This window comes from Bradyrhizobium sp. PRIMUS42, from assembly GCF_023006515.1.
GTDB lineage: Bacteria > Pseudomonadota > Alphaproteobacteria > Rhizobiales > Xanthobacteraceae > Bradyrhizobium.
This window is the reverse complement of the sequence record NZ_JALBGZ010000062.1, coordinates 1-15,936: the sequence shown is the minus strand read 5'-3', so window position 1 is coordinate 15,936 and position 15,936 is coordinate 1. Positions and strand designations below refer to the sequence as shown.

The 15,936-nt window shown below is 64.4% G+C and carries 19 protein-coding genes; 6 read left to right on the top strand and 13 right to left on the bottom strand.

Going from position 1 to position 15,936, the window contains the following annotated elements:
• Window positions 1-294, bottom strand: a 294-nt coding sequence (locus MOV75_RS08535; protein WP_247005363.1) for a CHC2 zinc finger domain-containing protein, incomplete at its 3' end; no start/stop codon positions are given.
• A 318-nt stretch (window positions 295-612) separates the two neighbouring features.
• Here MOV75_RS08535 and MOV75_RS08530 point away from each other — a divergent pair.
• Window positions 613-1,176, top strand: a complete 564-nt coding sequence (locus tag MOV75_RS08530) for a chlorite dismutase family protein (RefSeq protein ID WP_247005361.1) — start codon at window positions 613-615, stop codon at window positions 1,174-1,176.
• Here MOV75_RS08530 and MOV75_RS08525 read toward each other — a convergent pair.
• On the bottom strand, window positions 1,173-1,571 hold the full coding sequence (locus MOV75_RS08525; RefSeq protein WP_247005359.1) for a gamma-glutamylcyclotransferase: 399 nt from the start codon (window positions 1,569-1,571) through the stop codon (window positions 1,173-1,175). The two genes, MOV75_RS08530 and MOV75_RS08525, sit on opposite strands and share 4 nt — an antisense overlap.
• 75 nt (window positions 1,572-1,646) lie before the next feature.
• Between MOV75_RS08525 and MOV75_RS08520 the strand changes: the two genes are divergently transcribed.
• Window positions 1,647-2,453 (top strand): N-formylglutamate amidohydrolase, encoded by an 807-nt coding sequence (locus MOV75_RS08520; RefSeq protein ID WP_247005357.1) that lies wholly within the window; start codon window positions 1,647-1,649, stop codon window positions 2,451-2,453.
• On the opposite strand, the gene MOV75_RS08515 is transcribed toward MOV75_RS08520, so the two are convergent.
• The 3 genes from MOV75_RS08515 to MOV75_RS08505 form a co-directional block, all read right to left on the bottom strand.
• Window positions 2,450-3,421 carry a DUF3592 domain-containing protein gene (locus MOV75_RS08515; protein ID WP_247005355.1) on the bottom strand — a complete coding sequence of 324 codons (972 nt, stop codon included), beginning with the start codon at window positions 3,419-3,421 and terminating at the stop codon, window positions 2,450-2,452. The genes MOV75_RS08520 and MOV75_RS08515 overlap by 4 nt on opposite strands.
• Before the next feature lie 84 nt (window positions 3,422-3,505).
• Window positions 3,506-4,123, bottom strand: a complete 618-nt coding sequence (locus MOV75_RS08510; protein ID WP_246918791.1) for a LysE family translocator — start codon at window positions 4,121-4,123, stop codon at window positions 3,506-3,508.
• A gap of 148 nt (window positions 4,124-4,271) precedes the next feature.
• Complete coding sequence (locus tag MOV75_RS08505; protein WP_247005353.1) at window positions 4,272-5,717, bottom strand: LVIVD repeat-containing protein; 1,446 nt, start codon at window positions 5,715-5,717, stop codon at window positions 4,272-4,274.
• A gap of 209 nt (window positions 5,718-5,926) precedes the next feature.
• Here MOV75_RS08505 and MOV75_RS08500 point away from each other — a divergent pair, with 209 nt between their 5' ends.
• The 3 genes from MOV75_RS08500 to MOV75_RS08490 are packed head-to-tail and all read left to right on the top strand — an operon-like array spanning window position 5,927 to window position 7,213.
• Window positions 5,927-6,241 (top strand): helix-turn-helix transcriptional regulator, encoded by a 315-nt coding sequence (locus MOV75_RS08500; RefSeq protein ID WP_247005350.1) that lies wholly within the window; start codon window positions 5,927-5,929, stop codon window positions 6,239-6,241.
• A complete protein-coding gene (locus tag MOV75_RS08495; protein WP_246918784.1) occupies window positions 6,234-6,704 on the top strand; it encodes an SRPBCC family protein in 471 nt (156 codons plus the stop codon). The genes MOV75_RS08500 and MOV75_RS08495 overlap by 8 nt, the downstream gene beginning before the upstream one ends.
• Window positions 6,701-7,213 (top strand): SRPBCC family protein, encoded by a 513-nt coding sequence (locus MOV75_RS08490; RefSeq protein WP_246918782.1) that lies wholly within the window; start codon window positions 6,701-6,703, stop codon window positions 7,211-7,213. The genes MOV75_RS08495 and MOV75_RS08490 overlap by 4 nt, the downstream gene beginning before the upstream one ends.
• A 152-nt stretch (window positions 7,214-7,365) precedes the next feature.
• On the opposite strand, the gene MOV75_RS08485 is transcribed toward MOV75_RS08490, so the two are convergent.
• Window positions 7,366-8,136, bottom strand: coding sequence for a DUF2189 domain-containing protein (locus MOV75_RS08485; RefSeq protein WP_246918780.1), 771 nt, complete (start codon window positions 8,134-8,136; stop codon window positions 7,366-7,368).
• A 256-nt stretch (window positions 8,137-8,392) separates the two neighbouring features.
• Between MOV75_RS08485 and MOV75_RS08480 the strand changes: the two genes are divergently transcribed.
• Window positions 8,393-10,624: an ATP-binding protein gene (locus tag MOV75_RS08480; protein WP_246918778.1), complete on the top strand. Its 2,232-nt coding sequence runs from the start codon at window positions 8,393-8,395 to the stop codon at window positions 10,622-10,624.
• Between the two features lies 1 nt (window position 10,625).
• Here MOV75_RS08480 and MOV75_RS08475 read toward each other — a convergent pair whose 3' ends face one another.
• From MOV75_RS08475 to MOV75_RS08445, 7 genes are all read right to left on the bottom strand, one after another.
• On the bottom strand, window positions 10,626-11,069 hold the full coding sequence (locus MOV75_RS08475; RefSeq protein ID WP_246918776.1) for a hypothetical protein: 444 nt from the start codon (window positions 11,067-11,069) through the stop codon (window positions 10,626-10,628).
• 2 nt (window positions 11,070-11,071) lie between these two features.
• Complete coding sequence (locus MOV75_RS08470; protein WP_246918774.1) at window positions 11,072-11,440, bottom strand: nuclear transport factor 2 family protein; 369 nt, start codon at window positions 11,438-11,440, stop codon at window positions 11,072-11,074.
• Window positions 11,441-11,521: 81 nt separating this feature from the next.
• On the bottom strand, window positions 11,522-11,989 hold the full coding sequence (locus MOV75_RS08465) for a MarR family transcriptional regulator (protein WP_246918772.1): 468 nt from the start codon (window positions 11,987-11,989) through the stop codon (window positions 11,522-11,524).
• Window positions 11,990-11,998: 9 nt separating this feature from the next.
• On the bottom strand, window positions 11,999-13,609 hold the full coding sequence (locus MOV75_RS08460; RefSeq protein WP_246918770.1) for an acyl-CoA synthetase: 1,611 nt from the start codon (window positions 13,607-13,609) through the stop codon (window positions 11,999-12,001).
• Between the two features lie 120 nt (window positions 13,610-13,729).
• The gene (locus MOV75_RS08455; RefSeq protein WP_246918768.1) at window positions 13,730-14,866 is read right to left on the bottom strand and encodes an epoxide hydrolase family protein; all 1,137 of its coding nucleotides are present in this window, start codon (window positions 14,864-14,866) and stop codon (window positions 13,730-13,732) included.
• A gap of 133 nt (window positions 14,867-14,999) precedes the next feature.
• The gene (locus tag MOV75_RS08450) at window positions 15,000-15,455 is read right to left on the bottom strand and encodes a GatB/YqeY domain-containing protein (protein ID WP_246918766.1); all 456 of its coding nucleotides are present in this window, start codon (window positions 15,453-15,455) and stop codon (window positions 15,000-15,002) included.
• Window positions 15,456-15,488: 33 nt separating this feature from the next.
• On the bottom strand, window positions 15,489-15,936 hold a 448-nt coding region (locus MOV75_RS08445), incomplete at its 5' end, for an alpha/beta fold hydrolase (RefSeq protein ID WP_247005348.1).

Genomic DNA, 15,936 nt, shown 5'->3' with positions numbered 1-15,936 from the left:
CACCGCCGGCAGCGCCAGGCCGGCCATGCTGGCGAGCCGCTCCACGGCCTCGGCGAACGGCAGGCCGTCGGTCTCCATCACGAAGCTGATGATGTCGCCGTGCTTGCCGGAGGAGAAGTCGTGGTAAAAACCCTTCTGGTCGTTGACGTAGAAGGACGGCGTCTTTTCCTGCTGGAACGGCGACAGCCCCTTCCACTCCCGACCCGCCTTCTTCAACTTCACGCGCTTGCCCACGACTTCGGAAACCGAAAGCCGGGCACGAAGCTCGTCGAGGAATTGGGGTGTGAAGCGCATGGGGCCTGTGTAGCGCGAACCGGGGTGAGTCGGGCTGGGGATCAGGGATATAGGGACGACGGGCCTAAAAGTTAGGTTTGTCAGGATTATGCGCGCTGTTCACAGGCCCCTTAGTCCGTCCCGTCACCCTGAGGTGCTCGCCCCTTCGGCGAGCTCGAAGGGCGACGGCCCGGCTGTTACCCCACCGAAACAGCTCGGCCGTTCATCCTTCGAGGCTTCCGGCGCGATGCTTAGCATCGCACCACTCGCGCCTCAGGATGACGGGACGGGGAAGCGGAAAAGCTTGAACCGCGCCCGGTTCCACGCTTCCATAGCGCCATGTTCAGGACCTTTCGAGGCGGCCATAGCGGGGGTTGGCGCGTCACCTCGATGTCTGCAGTGACGGGCGAGCCCCTGCCCTTCATGCCGGCGTTGTCGGTCACCGACAGCGAGGCCATTGCGTTGCCGCTCGTGCCCTCGCGCAATGCCTGGCGGCTGGTCGGCGTCGCCAGCAGCTTGCGCTACACCGAACGGCCTGAGAAGCAGCAGCTCGTGGCCGTGCAGGCCGGGCTCGGCCGGGTGGAGGCCACCAGCGCGGCACTGATCCCGATCCGCAAGTCGCAGGCCTGGTGGGAGCTGACGCAGGAAGAGCGGCGCAAGATTTTCGAGGACAGATCGCACCACATCGCGAGCAGTCTTCGCTTCCTGCCCGCCATCGCGCGCCAGCTCTATCATTGCCGCGACCTCGGCGGCCCCTTCGACTTCCTGACCTGGTTCGAATTCGCCCCCGCGGACACCTCGCTGTTCGAGGAGCTGGTCGCGATGCTCAGGCAGACCGAGGAGTGGGGTTACGTCGAGCACGAAGTCGACGTGCGCGTGGTGAAAGAAGTGCTGTCGGCTTAGTGCTCCAGGAAGCGCCCGGACTCGATGTGCGGCAGGTCGGTGACAGGCCAGTTGTAGACATAGGTCCAGGCCTTCTCCGTGACGCCATCCGGCCGCGTCACGTCGATCAGCCGGCGCAGATATTCGGTCGGCTCGGGAAAGCCTTCGCCGCAGGCCTCGTACATGTCGAGCTCGCCCAGCAATTCGTCGGGCACGCGCATCCGAAAGAGTTCGCCATGGACGATGTCGGAGGCCGCCTCCGACAGCAGCAATCCCGGATAATGCTTCACCAGAACGAGCCGGCCGCGGCAGGTCGCATCCCCCAGAAAATCCGCATGCCCCGCCAGCAGCCGCGCCATCGGATGGTCGAAGCCGCGCATCAGGGTGCCGTAGACGAAGAGGCGATCGGAGGTCATGCTGTTCTAACGTTGCGACGTCGGTGCAATATCATTACTCCGTTTACACAAATTATCGTTTCATAGGCAATCAGGATGGACCAGCACACCACCGAGGCGACAGATCAACTGCTCGGCGCGGGCGACATTCCCCCCGTGCATGAGGTGAATCCGCAAGCGACATCGCCCTTCCTGCTCACCGCGGATCATTACGGGCGGGTGCTGCCGCGCGCGCTCGGCGACCTCGGCGTCACTGAGGCCGAGATGACGCGGCACATCGCCTGGGACATCGGCATCGCCGGCGTCGCCGAGCGGCTCGCCAAGCTGCTGGATGCGCATCTGATCGCGCAGCGCTATTCGCGGCTCGTGATCGACTGCAACCGCCCGCCCGAAGCAGTAAGCTCGATCCCGGTCATCTCCGAAGCCACCGCGATCCCGGGCAACGAAGGGATTTCGGAATGGGAGCGCGAGGCGCGGCGGAGTGAGATCTTCGAGCCCTATCATGATCGCATCGATGCCGCGATCAGCCGCCGCCTGCACGCCGGGCAGCCGACGGTGCTGGTGTCGCTGCACAGCTTCACGCCTGTTTATGCCGGCGTCGCGCGCCCCTGGCACATCGGCGCGCTGTACAACCGCGACACCGTGCTGCCGCAGCTGCTGTTGAAGCATCTTCGCATCGAGAGCGATCTCGTCGTCGGCGACAACGAGCCCTATGCGGTGAACGACCTCACCGACTACACCATTCCCGTGCACGGCGAGGCGCGCGGCCTCGTCAACACCGGCATCGAGATCCGGCAGGATCTCATCGCCGACCAGTCCGGCCAGCAGCAATGGGCCGAACGGCTGGCAAGGATTTTTGCGGCGATCCAGACGGAGCTGAGGGCCGAACTGTCGGTCGATTAGCCCCGCGTCGCGACGAACAGCGCGAGCGCGGCGAAGATGCCGGCGATGCCCCACAGCAGCCAGGCGATGCGTCCGGCGCCGTTTGCATCGATCGTTGCCTCGGCCGGGTTGTCGGGATTGACGCGCACCTCGACCGTTGCGCCGTCCTGGTAGCGCGCCGTGAGCTTCCTCAGCATCGCATCGGACGTCCCGGCCGCGACGCGCGCGCATTCATTGGTGTAGCTGACGTTCTGATAGCGATAGGTGTAGGTCACGCGCTTGCCGAACATCTCGGTGCCGCGGCGCTCGCCCGGCTCGCTGGCCTCGTAATAATGCTCGAGTGCCGACAGCTTGATCGTGCCCCGCACCACCGGCCAGCGTGCCGCCATCGACGCCTGGCGTCGCACCCCATACCCCATCAGCGCGATGACGAGGCCGAACGCGCCGAGGCCGACGGCGAGGCCGGCGAGATCGGGCCGGGCGATGTGGTGCGCGAGGTATGCATAAATCTGGTTGAGCCCGAACGCCGAGCCGAACACGATGCCAAGCACGATCGCCGTGCCGATGCCGAGGCAGCCCCACAACCCCTTGGGCAAGTCGCGCTCGAGCACGGCCTGATCGGGATGGCGTGGATTGTAGTAGACGGTGACGACGCTGCCGGCAGGATACTTTGCGAGTTGCTCGGCGACCTCGAAATTGCCGAGATCCTCGCCGATCGAGATGCGGTTACAGCGCAGCTTGCGGCTGCCGACCGCATATTCGTAAGTCACGTTCGCAAAATTGCGTTTCTCGAGGCGATAGCCGTCCTCGCGGTCGCTGTCCGAGACCCTGATCTCGCGCACCTCAGCAACCGAGGTGACGACCTTGCCCGGCGCTTGCGGCCAGTTGCGCGCCTCGCGCACCTGCCAGGTCTTGACGATTGCGGCGACCAATAGCAGCCCGAGCGGCGCGAGCAGCATCGCGTAGACGAACCAGGGCAGATCGGGCACGGCCAAAATCCTTCGTCAGCGGCAATGCCCGATTGGACGCTTTGCCGCCGCGAAGGGTTCAAGCCAGGCCGGCTGGGAGCAAGGTTATTTCGCCCGCGTCAGCGCCAGCCAGACGCCGCCGCCGATCATGAAGCCGCCGGAGATGCGCGACATCAGGCGCGTGCGGCGCGCCGAGAAGAATTTCCGCGCGCGCCCGGCGGCGATGGCGTAGAGCGCGTCCGTCATCACAGCGGTGACCATGAAGGTCGCGCCCAGCAGCGCGACCTGCGGAAAGTGCGGCTGGTTCATGTCCATGAACTGCGGGATGAAGGCGCCGAAGAACACCAGCACTTTCGGGTTCGACAGCAGCACCAAAAACCCCTGCAGGAAGAAGCCGCCGCGCGGCGGCGGAGGCGGTGCGTCGACATCGACGCCCTCGACCGGCGCCCAGATCAGCTTGATGCCGAGCCAGACCAGATAAGCGGCGCCGGCAAAGCGCACCCAGTCGAACCAGTAGCCCATGGTCGCCATCAGCGAGGTCAGGCCGACCGCGACGATGCCGATGACGATGGCAAGCCCGGCTTGCGCACCGGCAACGTTGGTGAGCGCGGCACGCGTGCCGTGGCGCAGGCCGTTGGCGATGACGAGGGTGACGATCGGGCCCGGCAGCAGCGCCAGCGCGATGCAGGCAGCGAGGAAGGCAAGGTAGGCTTGCATGGACATGATGGGGACTCGGCTGAAAGCGGTTCGGAGGTATTAATGCATGGGACGGGCGGGAACGGAAGACGGATGAGCGCAACGGCTACGCCCCACCCGCTTTCGCGGGTGATGACAGCGGAGAATGGGGAGATCGTGGCCCCGCGGCGCATCCTCAGTTCTTCGGCAGGCCGGCCACAGTGCGCGCCGGTCCCGTCAGCTCAAGGATGTGCAAGCCGGTATTGGCGCGGTCGACGATATAGATGTAGCCGCGATCGTCGGTCTCGACATTGTTGGTCTGGATCGCAACCTTGCAGCGCTCGCCACCCTCGATCGGGATGCAACGCTTGTCGGTGGCCGCAGTGATCGACGGAATGAAGTAGCCGACCTCCTTGGGGTGATAGGGATCGCGGATGTCGAGCGCGCGCACCCCGGCATTGAAGAAGGCGATGAAGGCCATCTTCTTGTAATAGACCGGCGCCGTGCTCTCGCTCGAGGAATGCGAGCCGAAGCGGCCGCCGCGCTGGCAGAACTGCCCGCTCGCTTCCGGCACGGTGTAGCTCGAGATCATCATCGGCCGCGTTTCGGTGGTGACGTCGGCGAACCACACCATCTGCCGCGCCTCGCCGCATTCGTTGAGGATGGCTTCATTCACGATCATGACGATGTCGCGGGTCTTGCCGTCCTTGTCCTCGGCGAACTCGGCGATGGGCATGTCGAGCATCGGGAACGTGGTGTGAGCGCCGTTGAAGGCGGATATCGGCAGGCGCGAAATCTCGGGATAGCGCAGATTGTCCGCCGTCGGCTCCTTTGCTCCGTTCAAGAGCTTGTCGCGATCGACGATCTGCAAAATGCCGCCTTTGTTGGTGCCATAGCCGAAATAGACGCGGTTGCCATCGGGGCCGGTCGAGATCGGCCCGTGCAATTCGGTCGGCACCGCACCGGTCGAACCGGGCTCCTGACCCGGCAGGCCAAAGTCGCGGATCTTCTGCGGATGCGCGGGATCGGAGAGATCATAGATCTGCGTCATGCGCCGCGTGCGCCAGTCCGGCGCGCCCGAGACGAGATAGGCAATGCCGGTGTCGCATTCCCACCAGCTCTTGTGCGTATCCTTCAAGCCGCCGATGCGCGTGATGAGCACCGGACTGGCGGGGTCGGTGACGTTCCAGATCTCATGCGCCTCGCTGCCGAAGGTCCTGAGCATGTAGACCGCGTTGGGATCCCCCTTCGGCAACGCCTTGCCGTCGCAGACCCGCACCATCTGCGCGCCGCCGGATTCGTACTTGCCCTCCTGCCCCGGCAGGTGCCGCAGATATTTCGGGCGCGCGGGATCGGTGACGTCGACGATGGACGTTCCGTTCGGCTCGGCGTTGCCCGTCATCGGGTTGACGGGCGCAGGCACGTCGTCGGTGCCGCCGTGATGGCCGATATAGGCGATCCAGCGGTTGCCCTGGTGATGAATGGTTGGCTGATAGGCGCTGCGGGCCTGGAGGTCGCTCATGCCGACGAGCTTCATGTTGGACGCTTCAGGCGGCGCGCCGACGGTTTGCTTCTGCGCGTTGGCCGCGGTGCTGCAAGCGAAAAGAACGAGGGCGGCAGCAAGAAAAACGCGACGGAACATGAAAGTCCTCCCGGAACCAATCTGCGTTGGCTGAGATGAAAAGCTAGCACGGTCGATTGCGCGCGCCAAAGACACGATTTCTCGGCCCGTCATTCCGGGGCGACGCGTGGCGTCGAACCCGGAATCTCGAGATTCCGGATAACCGTTGCGCGGTTTCCGGAATGACACTCGCTTGACATGCAACCATTTGGTTGCCTATTATCATTGCCATGGATGAGGTCTTCAAAGCGCTCGCCGATGCATCACGACGCTCGCTGTTGGACCGGCTTCACGCCAGGAACGGCCAGACGCTGAACGAGCTCTGCGAGGACCTTGCGATGACGCGGCAGGCCGTGACCAAGCACCTCTCGATTTTGGAGGAGGCCAATCTGGTCACCGCCATCAGGCATGGCCGCGAGAAGCTGCACTACCTCAATCCAGTGCCGATCCATCAGATCGGAGAACGCTGGATCAAGAAGTTCGAGCGCGGCAAGCTCGCCGCGCTCGGCGAGTTGAAACGTAAGTTGGAGAAGCGCGATGAGTAAGCCGCAATTCGTCTATGTGAGCTATATCGAGACCACTCCGGAAAAACTGTGGGAGGCGCTGACGTCGAGCGAGTTCACCAGGCAATACTGGTTCGGCGCCGAGGTCAGGTCGGACTGGAAGATCGGCTCGCCCTTCGCGCTCCTGCTGGACGGCGAGGTCACGGATGCCGGCGAGATCCTGGAAGCCGATCCGCCGCGGCGCCTGTCCTACAGTTTCAAGCACCACAAGTTCGAAGAGCTCCGGGGCGAGCCGATCTCGCGCGTCGTCTTCACCATCGAACCGTTCGGCTCGCTCGTGCGTTTGACCGTGCTGCATGACGGCTTCGTCGAGGGCGGCAAATATCTCGGCGCCGTCTCCAACGGCTGGCCGGCGATCCTGTCCCAGCTCAAGAGCCTGCTCGAGACCGGCAAGCTGCTCGGCATCCCGCGCGCAGCCCTCAACAAGGGATTCGACGCAAAATGAACCTCGCTCAATTCAAGCCGCTGACGGTCTACACCATCTACATCGCCTCCACGCCGGAGAAGGTGTGGGAAGCGCTGACCTCGGCGGAGTTCAGCAAACTGTACTTCTTCGGCAATGAAGTGGCGGTCGAGCCGCGCCTTGGCGGCTCGTTCATCGTGCGCACGCCCGACGGCGCGCTGCACATCAGCGGCGAGGTTCTCGCCTACGATCCGCCGCGAAAGCTCGCGGTCACGTTCAACGTCAACTGGCCGGAGCTGATCGAGAAGCTCGGCCCAACGCTCGTGACTTACGAGATCGAACAGGTCGGCGATGCGGTACGGCTGACGATGAGCGAGGGCCACGATCGCCCGCTCAGCGACGACATCCTCGCCGGTGGCCGCTCGGGCTGGCCAGCGATCCTCTCCAGCCTCAAGAGCATGCTCGAGACCGGCAAGCCGCTGGTCGTGAAGCTGGGGCCGCCGCAGCGGATGCTGGACGCGCTGAAGGCGATGGGAATCAAGACGCCGTAGGGGCGCCGTCGTCCCGGGGCGTGCGAAGTCTCGTAGGGTGGGCAAAGGCGCACTTGCGCCGTGCCCACGTCCAACCCAACATCGCAACAGAACCGTGGGCACGCTTCGCCTTGCCCACCCTACGGCACTGCCCAAGGGGCGGAGGGGACGCGCTAAACCGGCACCACCAGCCGCCGATAGAGATGCCAGGTCGCATGCCCGAGCACCGGCAGCGTCACGATCAGCCCCAGAAAATACGGCAGTGCCGAGACGATCAGCAGCATCACGATCACGGCGGCCCATGAAATCATCGGCAGCGGGCTCGTCACCACCGCGCGCACGCTCGTCACCATCGCCGTGACGAAATCGACCTCGCGGTCGAGCAGCAGCGGAAACGAAACCACGGTCAGCGAGAACAGGAGCAGCGACAGCACCGCACCGACGGCGTTGCCAATGCCGAGGAACAGCAGGCCTTCATTGGTAGTCAGAACCACGGTCATGAATTCCTGAAGGCTGGAGAAAGAGGCGTTGAGGCCGAGCAGCAGCGCGATCAGAAGCCGCACCTGGTACATCCAGACCACGAACACGAACAACGTGACGAACGCCATCCAGCCGATCTCGCTGCGCGAGCGTACGGCGGACCAGATCTTGCCGAAGGAGACCGGCTCGCCGAGCTCGCGGCGGCGGCTGACCTCGTAGAGGCCGATCGCCACGAACGGTCCGATCAGCGCGAAGCCCGCCGCCAGGGGATAGACCAGATAGACCATGCCGTAGGCGGTGAGGCACAGCATGATGACGATTCCGCCGGCGGCGTAGAGCGCGCCGAAGCCGAGACCGTAAAGCGGCAGGGCCTGGAAATCACGCAGGCCCTCGACCAGCGCTTCGGCGATGTCGGTCGCCGCGACGGAACGCACCACCGGATCGACCTTGCCCGAGATGGACATCAGCTTCCTCCACACATCGGCGCGATCTTTCGTCGCGCACAGAGCGCAATATTAGCGCCACTGCGCGCGGGCGCAACTTGATGCCGGATCGCGGGAAGAGGCGGCAACGCCCGCCCCTCGGAGATCGCGAGGCGGCTCGAATTCTTTAATCTTCTGTGCGATTTTCGAGCGAATTCCTATGGACTGAGCAGACGATAATCCGCAAGTTTTACCTTCGAACAAACACCCGCGATGACCAGAGCGGACCGCCCCACCGATGAGCCTGCGTACCCGGTTACTGATCCTCGTCATCGCGGCCATGCTGGTGCCGGCGAGCCTCGTCGGGCTGCGCTTCGCGCAGAACAGGTCCAGCGACATCAACGCGGCCTTGGCCAATTTGGCGGCGAGCGCCGACGACATCGCGAGCGATCTGGACGAGAAGATCCAGGGCACCGCCCAGCTTCACTATGGTCTCGCCCGTGCCCGCGACCTCGACACGCGCGACAAGGCGGCGTGCTCGGCGTTTCTGTCGGAGGTGCGTGAAGAACACCCGCAGTTCACGGGGATCCTGACCATCGATCCTGACGGCAGACTGTTCTGCGATTCGCTGCGGACCAACCGCACGCTCGACCTGAACGACCGCGGCTATTTCAAACAGGTCAAGAATCTTCGAGGCGTCGTCGCGGTGGAGCCGGTATTCGGCCGCCTGACCGGGCTGTCAGTGCTGCAGATCGCCTATCCCGTGCGATCGGAGGCGGGCGCGCTGAAATTCGTGCTGCTCGCGTCATTCAACCTGAACAAATTCGCGGAATTTCACGACAAGCGGCTGCTCGCCGAGAAGGACATCCTGCTCCTCGACGCCAAGGGTACGGTCCTGGTCGCCCCCAAGAGTGGCGGCTTCAGCGTGCCCGTGGGCGGGTCCATTGCCGGCTCCGACCTGTTTCGCTTCGCGGCAGCACCCGATGGCGAGCCGTTCCTGGAAATCAGCGACCGCGGGGGCCACACGCAGATCTGGGGCGTCGCCCGCTCGCCCTCGATCCGTAAGGCGGGCCTCACCATCCTGGTCGGACGGTCCAAGGACGGACTGGTCGCGGCGGCAAACCGCCGGCTCTACGAGGACATAGCAATTCTCGCGGTGGCCTTGCTGCTGCTTCTGGCCGGCTTATTGATCCTCACAAACGTGGGCATCGGACGACAGGTCAGGCGGCTGGCCGTCATGGCAAAGAGACTGGGACGCGGCGATCTCAGCGCGCGCATTCCAGAGCCCCATCCGGGCGGCGAGCTCGGCGGATTGATGACGCTGCTCAACAGCACCGCCGAATCGCTCGAGCAGCAGCGCAACGCGATCGCGGATCTCAGCCATAAGCTCAGCCAATCCCAGAAAATGGAAGCCATGGGCCAGCTCACCGGCGGCGTGGCACATGATTTCAACAATCTGTTGACCGTCATTCTCGGCAACTCGGAGCATCTTGCCGACAGGCTGGCGGGAAACAAGGAATTGCACCGGATCGCCGGCGACATCGCGACTGCCGCGGAGCGCGGTTCCGACCTGACCAAGAGCCTGCTCGCCTTCGCACGCAAGCAGCCGCTCCGGCCGCGCGAGATCGATATCGCCGAGAAAGTTCTCGGCATGGAGCAGCTCTTGCGTCGGACCCTGGGCGAGCACATCGAGTGCCGCTTCGCGTTCGAACCGGATCTGTGGCCGGCCAGCGTCGACCCCGGCCAGTTGACGACGGCCGTGCTCAACCTCGTACTCAACGCGCGCGACGCGATGCCGGAAGGCGGCAAGCTGACGGTCGAGGTCCGTAACAGCTCGCTCGGGGAATCCGACCTCGACGTCAACGGCGAGCCGCGGCCCGGCGACTACGTCATGGTCGCCGTCACGGATACCGGCAGCGGCATGAGCTCCGAAGTGGCGAGCCGCGCCTTCGAGCCGTTCTTCACGACCAAGGAGGTCGGCAAGGGGACCGGCCTCGGCCTGAGCATGGTCTACGGATTTGCACAACAGTCCGGCGGGCTTGTGCAGATGCAGTCCGAACCGGGACAGGGCAGTGTCGTCAGGCTCTTCTTTCCCCGTCTCGCAACACCGTCGAGCGAGGATTCGCCACCTGCGGAGCAGACCGTCACACAGGCCGGACACGAGACCATTCTTCTCGTCGAAGACGACGACATGGTGCGCGCCTATGTCGAGAACGAGCTCAGGACGCTCGGCTACCGGGTCATCGCGACGTCGAACGGACCCGCCGCGCTGAATGTGCTGCGCCAGCCAGGGGACGTCCAGTTGCTGTTCACCGACGTCGTGATGCCCGGCGGCATGTTCGGGCCCGAGCTTGCGAGGCAAGCAAGCGAGCTGCGGCCCGGGCTCAAGGTGCTCTTCACTTCCGGCTACAGCCAAAATCCCGTCAAGACACCCGACGGGATCGGCGAGGCCCGCATTCTGACCAAGCCGTTCCGGCGAAAGGATCTTGCCGCGATGCTGCGCTCCGCCCTCTCGGAGCCATCGCGCTAGATCAGGACGCGATCGCCAGCTGGAGCGCCACGGCGAGATTGGCCGCGAACAGACCTGCGTCAATGACGAAGATTCGGAGCATCGGACCTTTCAGCACCGGCCAGTACGCCACCCCGACCCGGCCTCCGCGCATCAGCACCGGCAGATTGTAGGCGAACTGGCTGAAATGGCAGGCGGCAAAGAACAGGAACAGCGCGAGCTGGGCTTCGACGGGCTGGAAGAAAGACGGACGCACGGCAAGAAGATAGAACGACAACAGCCCGATGGGCAGATTGATTCCGCCCAGAAACGCAACGCTGGCCGCGAGGGTCGGCGCGATCGGATTGCCGCGCTCTTCCCGCGGCAGCAATATCTTCAGCGTGTTGCGCTGGGCAATGCTGAACTGGACGAATGCGCCGACGAACCAGAGCGTGTTGAGAAGCAGAACGATATCCGAGAGGCGCATGATTATTTTCCGTAGAAGGCTTCGCTGTGGACGACGCGGCCGGCATCGTCGAAATCCATGAACTCGCTGGCCCGCGTGTCGCCGAGCTGCCACCACACCGTCAGGCGCGCGATCGCCTCATCCCAGCTCCAGCTCAGGATCTTCAGGTCGGCGCTTTCGATGTGGCCATAGGCTTTGCGCCAATAGGCGCGGATATTCTCGATGCCGGCCACGACAGGAGAGCCGGTCAGCGTCAGCGCCAGGGGGCTGCGCATCTGCGCATTCTCGGCAAAATGCGCCACGACCGCATCGATATCGACCTTGCACCAGCTCGCGCACCATGCCGCGACGAACCGCTCGGCGGCTGCGCGATTCATTGTCTGTGCACTCATGACACGGCCCTCCCCTCGCTCGTCGGCGAGGAAAGTGGCAAAGCCCGCCTCTCATGTCAACCACGTTGACTTGAGATTTCGTCAATTGTGGTCGGCGATCGCCTCCATGACCGCCATCCACGCCGCCGCCCCCGACACCCCGGCGCGATCGAACGCCTCGCGCAGGACCTTGCGCTCATGATCCGAGGCCCGCTGCTCGATGCGTCGCCCGGCTTCCGTCAGGCGCAGCAGCTTGGAGCGATGCTGCTCTGGCGAGCGCTTCGACGTCAGCAGCTTGCGCTCCAGCAGCAGGTTGAGCGGCCGGCTGAGGGCTTGCTTGGAAATGCCGAGAACCTCGAGCAGCGAGCCGATCGCAATATCGGGCCGGCGCGCCACCACGTAGAGGATGCGGTGGTGCGGACGCGACAGGCCCTGCTTCGCAAGATATTCGTCGGCCTGCAGCGTCATGCCGCGCCAGCCGTAATACATGAGCTCGAGCGCCGCATCCAGATCGTGCAGCTTGTCGAGCGAGGCGCGATGAAGTCCCGCGGCTTGAGACGTCTTTGCCATCGTTGAGAGTCAGCCCTTCGCCCGCAGCTCGCGCCGCAGCACCTTGCCCGTCGCCGTCATCGGCAGCGTTTCGGCGAATGCGACGAAGCGTGGATATTCGTGCGCGGCGAGCTGAACCTTGACGAATTCCTGGATCTCGCGCGCCAGCGCGTCGGTGCCGGTAAAGCCGGGGCGCAGCACGATCCAGGCCTTGATCGATTCGGTGCGGATCGGATCGGGAATGCCGACCACCGCGGCCATGGCCACCGAGGGATGCTTCATCAGCGTATGCTCGATCTCGGACGGGCCGACGCGATAGCCCGCGGTGGTGATGACGTCGTCCTCGCGGCTGACATACCAGAAATAGCCATCCTCGTCCTGCACGCCGAGATCCCCGGTGAGCAGGAACTCGCCGACATATTTCTTCGCCGTCGCCTCCGGATTGCGCCAATATTCGAGCATGGTGACGGGGCATGGCTGGCGCACGCCGATGATGCCGCGTTGCCCGCGCTTCTGCTCTTCGCCCTTGTCGTTGACGATGCGGACGTCGAAACCGGGCGTCGCCTTGCCCATCGCGCCGGGGCGGATCGGAAACAGGTTGGAGTTGCTGCCGATCACGAGATTGCACTCGGTCTGGCCGAACACCTCGTGCGCGTCGATGCCGAAGGTCTCGCGCACCCAGCCCAGCAATTCGCCGCCGAGAGATTCGCCACCGGTAAAGATGCTGCGGAGCTTGACGCCCGGATGCTTCACGCCGGCCTGCCGCATCAGCTTCAGCGCCGTCGGCGGCAGGAAGACGTTGCGGACGCCGAGATCGGCCATCATCTGCATCGCCGCCTGCGGCTCGAATTTTCGCGCGCGGTGACCGACCAGCGGGATGCCGTGGTACCAGAACGCGAGCAGCCCGTTGACGAGGCCGCCGATCCAGGCCCAATCCGCCGGCGTCCACATCAGATCGCCGGGGCGCGGCAGGAAGTTGTGACACATCTCCACGTTCGGGAGATGGCCGAGCACGACGCGGTGAGCGTGCAGCGCGCCCTTCGGGTTGCCTGTGGTGCCCGAGGTGTAGATGATCAGCGCGGGATCGTCGGCGGACGTGTCGACGGTCGCGAAGTCCTCGGACGCGGTTTCGATCGCCGACCAGAAAGGTTTCGCGCCGGCGTGGACGGCGCCGCTCGTGACATAGATGTCCTGCAAATAGGGCAGCCGATCGCGGATATTCGTGAGCTTCTCCCACCCCACCTCATCGGTGATGATGGCCCTTGCCTGCGAATTCGACAGGCGGAATTCCAGCGCGTCCTCGCCAAACAGCGCGAACAGCGGGATCGAGATCAGGCCTGCGCGGAACGCGGCCATATGGGCGATCGGCAATTCCAGCGACTGCGACAGGAACACCGCGACGCGGTCGCCGCGCGAAAGCCCATCCGTCGTCAGCACATTGGCGAAGCGGCGCGACATCTCGGCGATCTCGTCGAAGGAGGTGCGGCTCGTTGCACCGTTCTCGTCGACATAGATCAGCGCAAGCCGGCCGGTGCCATCGGCATGGCGGTCGCAGCACGCTTCCGCCATGTTGAAGCGCGCGGGAATGTCCCAGCGAAAATTGCGATAGAGCTCGTCGTAGGTAGCGGCTTCGGTGAGCATGGCTTGGATCGTTTCCCGATGTCTTGTTATTGCGCAGTTTAGAGCCGCAAATGCACGGGACAAGCCCCGCGCCGTCATTCCGGGGCGACCGCAGGGCGAGCCCGGAATGACAGCGGAGGCTCACCTCACCGTCGCGAAGAACTTCCTGACATCGCGCACGAACAGTTCCGGCTGCTCGAACGCGGCGAAATGGCCGCCCTTCTCCATCTCGCTCCAATACGTGATGTTGTGGAAGTTCGGCTCCATCCAGCGCCGCACCGGCGTGATGATTTCCTTGGGGAAGGCGGCAACGCCGGTCGGCACCTTGACCACCGGCGTGGTGCGGCGCTTGCCAAAGCTCTCCCAGTAAAGCCGCGCCGAGGAGGTCGCCGTCTCCGTCGCCCAGTAGAACATGACGTTGTCGAGCAGCTCGTCGCGGGTGAAGATATTTTCGGGATGACCGCTGCAATCGGTCCAGGCCCAGAATTTTTCCAGGATCCAGGCCGCCTGCCCGCTCGGCGAATCCGTCAGGCCATAGCCGAGCGTCTGCGGCCGTGTCGCCTGCTGCTTGGAGTAACCGGAGTCGAGATCGACATAGTGCTTGAGGCCGGCAAGCGCGCGCTTCTCTTCGGCCGTCGGCTCGCCCTCGACCTTAGGTGCCGCGTTGAAGGCGAGCGTGATGTGGATGCCGGCGCAGCGCGCCGCATCCTGCGCGCCGAGCGAGGTCGTCACCGCCGAACCCCAATCGCCGCCTTGCGCACCGTAACGCGTATAGCCGAGCCGCTCCATCAGCTTGGCCCACGTCGCGGCGATGCGATCGACGCCCCAGCCGGTCGCCTTGGGTTTGGCCGAAAAGCCGAAGCCCGGCAGAGAGGGACAGACGACGTGAAACGCATCCGCGGCATTGCCGCCATGCGCGGCGGGATCGGTGAGAGGCGCGATCACCTTCTGGAATTCGACGATCGAGCCGGGCCAGCCATGGGTGATGATCAGCGGCAGAGCGGACGGCTCTTTCGAACGGGCGTGGATGAAGTGGATGTCGAGCCCGTCGATCTCGGTGGTGAACTGCTCGAAGCGGTTGAGCTTTGCCTCGCGCGCACGCCAGTCGTAACCATCAGCCCAGTAGGTGCAGATCTCCCGGATCCATTTCAGCGGCGCGCCCTGGCTCCAGTCATCGACGAGTTCGGCCTCCGGCCAGCGGGTGCGGGCGAGGCGCGACTTGAGGTCGGCTAGGATGTCGTCGCTGATGGCGATGCGGAAGGGCTTGATGGCGGTCATCGGTTGGCTCCCGATTGTTTCTGTCGGGAGAGAGTAGACCGGATTGCAGCGGCGACAAAGGTGCCATCCCCCTGGAGGGGGAGGATCGGTTCTCCGCGCGATCGACCCTCCCCCTCCAGGGGAGGGTAAGAACCTAGCCCGACAGCGCGGCCTTCACCATGCCACTGGCCTTACCGAAATCCATCTGTCCCGCGTACTTCGCGCGCAGCACCGCGATCACCTTGCCCATGTCCTTCATGCCGGCCGCACCGGTCTCGCCGATCGCATCCGCGATCGCCTGCTTGACCTCGTCGTCGGCCATCTGCTTCGGCAGATAAGCCGAGATCACCGCGATCTCCTCGCGCTCCTGGGCGGCGAGTTCGGCCCGACCGCCTTTTTCGTAGAGCTCGACCGACTCCTGGCGCTGCTTGATCATCTTTTGAAAGACGCCGAGCAGATCGGCATCCGACAGCGGCGGCTTGCCGTTGCCGCGGGCGTCGATGTCGGCGTTCTTGATGGTCGAGTTGACCATGCGCAGCGTGGACAGCTTGCGCTCGTCCTTGGCCTTCATGGCCTCCTTGACTGCATTGTTGATGTCGTCGCGCAGCATGACCGTGATCCCTTCGAATATCTGACGCCTGATCTAGGCCGTTCGCGCCCCCGAGACAACCTCGGTTCCGAGCCATTCCGTCAGCGCCCGCACTGTTGCTTCCGGCTGCTCGGCTTGCGGCAGGTGTCCGCAGCGCTCGAGGATCACGAGCCGTGCGCCGGCGATGGCGTCGGCCATCTCCTTCGAGAACGCATTCGGAATGGTGTTGTCGGCATCGCCCGTCAGCACCAATGTCGGGCACCTGATGGCCGACAGCGTCGGGCGCGAATCCACCCGTGCGATGATTGCGGTCTGCTGCCGCAGATAGCCTTCGATTCCGACATCCTCATCCTGCGCGTGCACGAGCTTGAGAATATCGGCATCATCGCGCCGCGACGGATGCACGAGCTCCGGAAAACTCTCCTCGCGAACGGCGCGAAGCTCGCCGCGCCTCGCGCGCTCCATCAGGGCACAGCGGCGCGCGGTCGCCTCCGGCGTATCG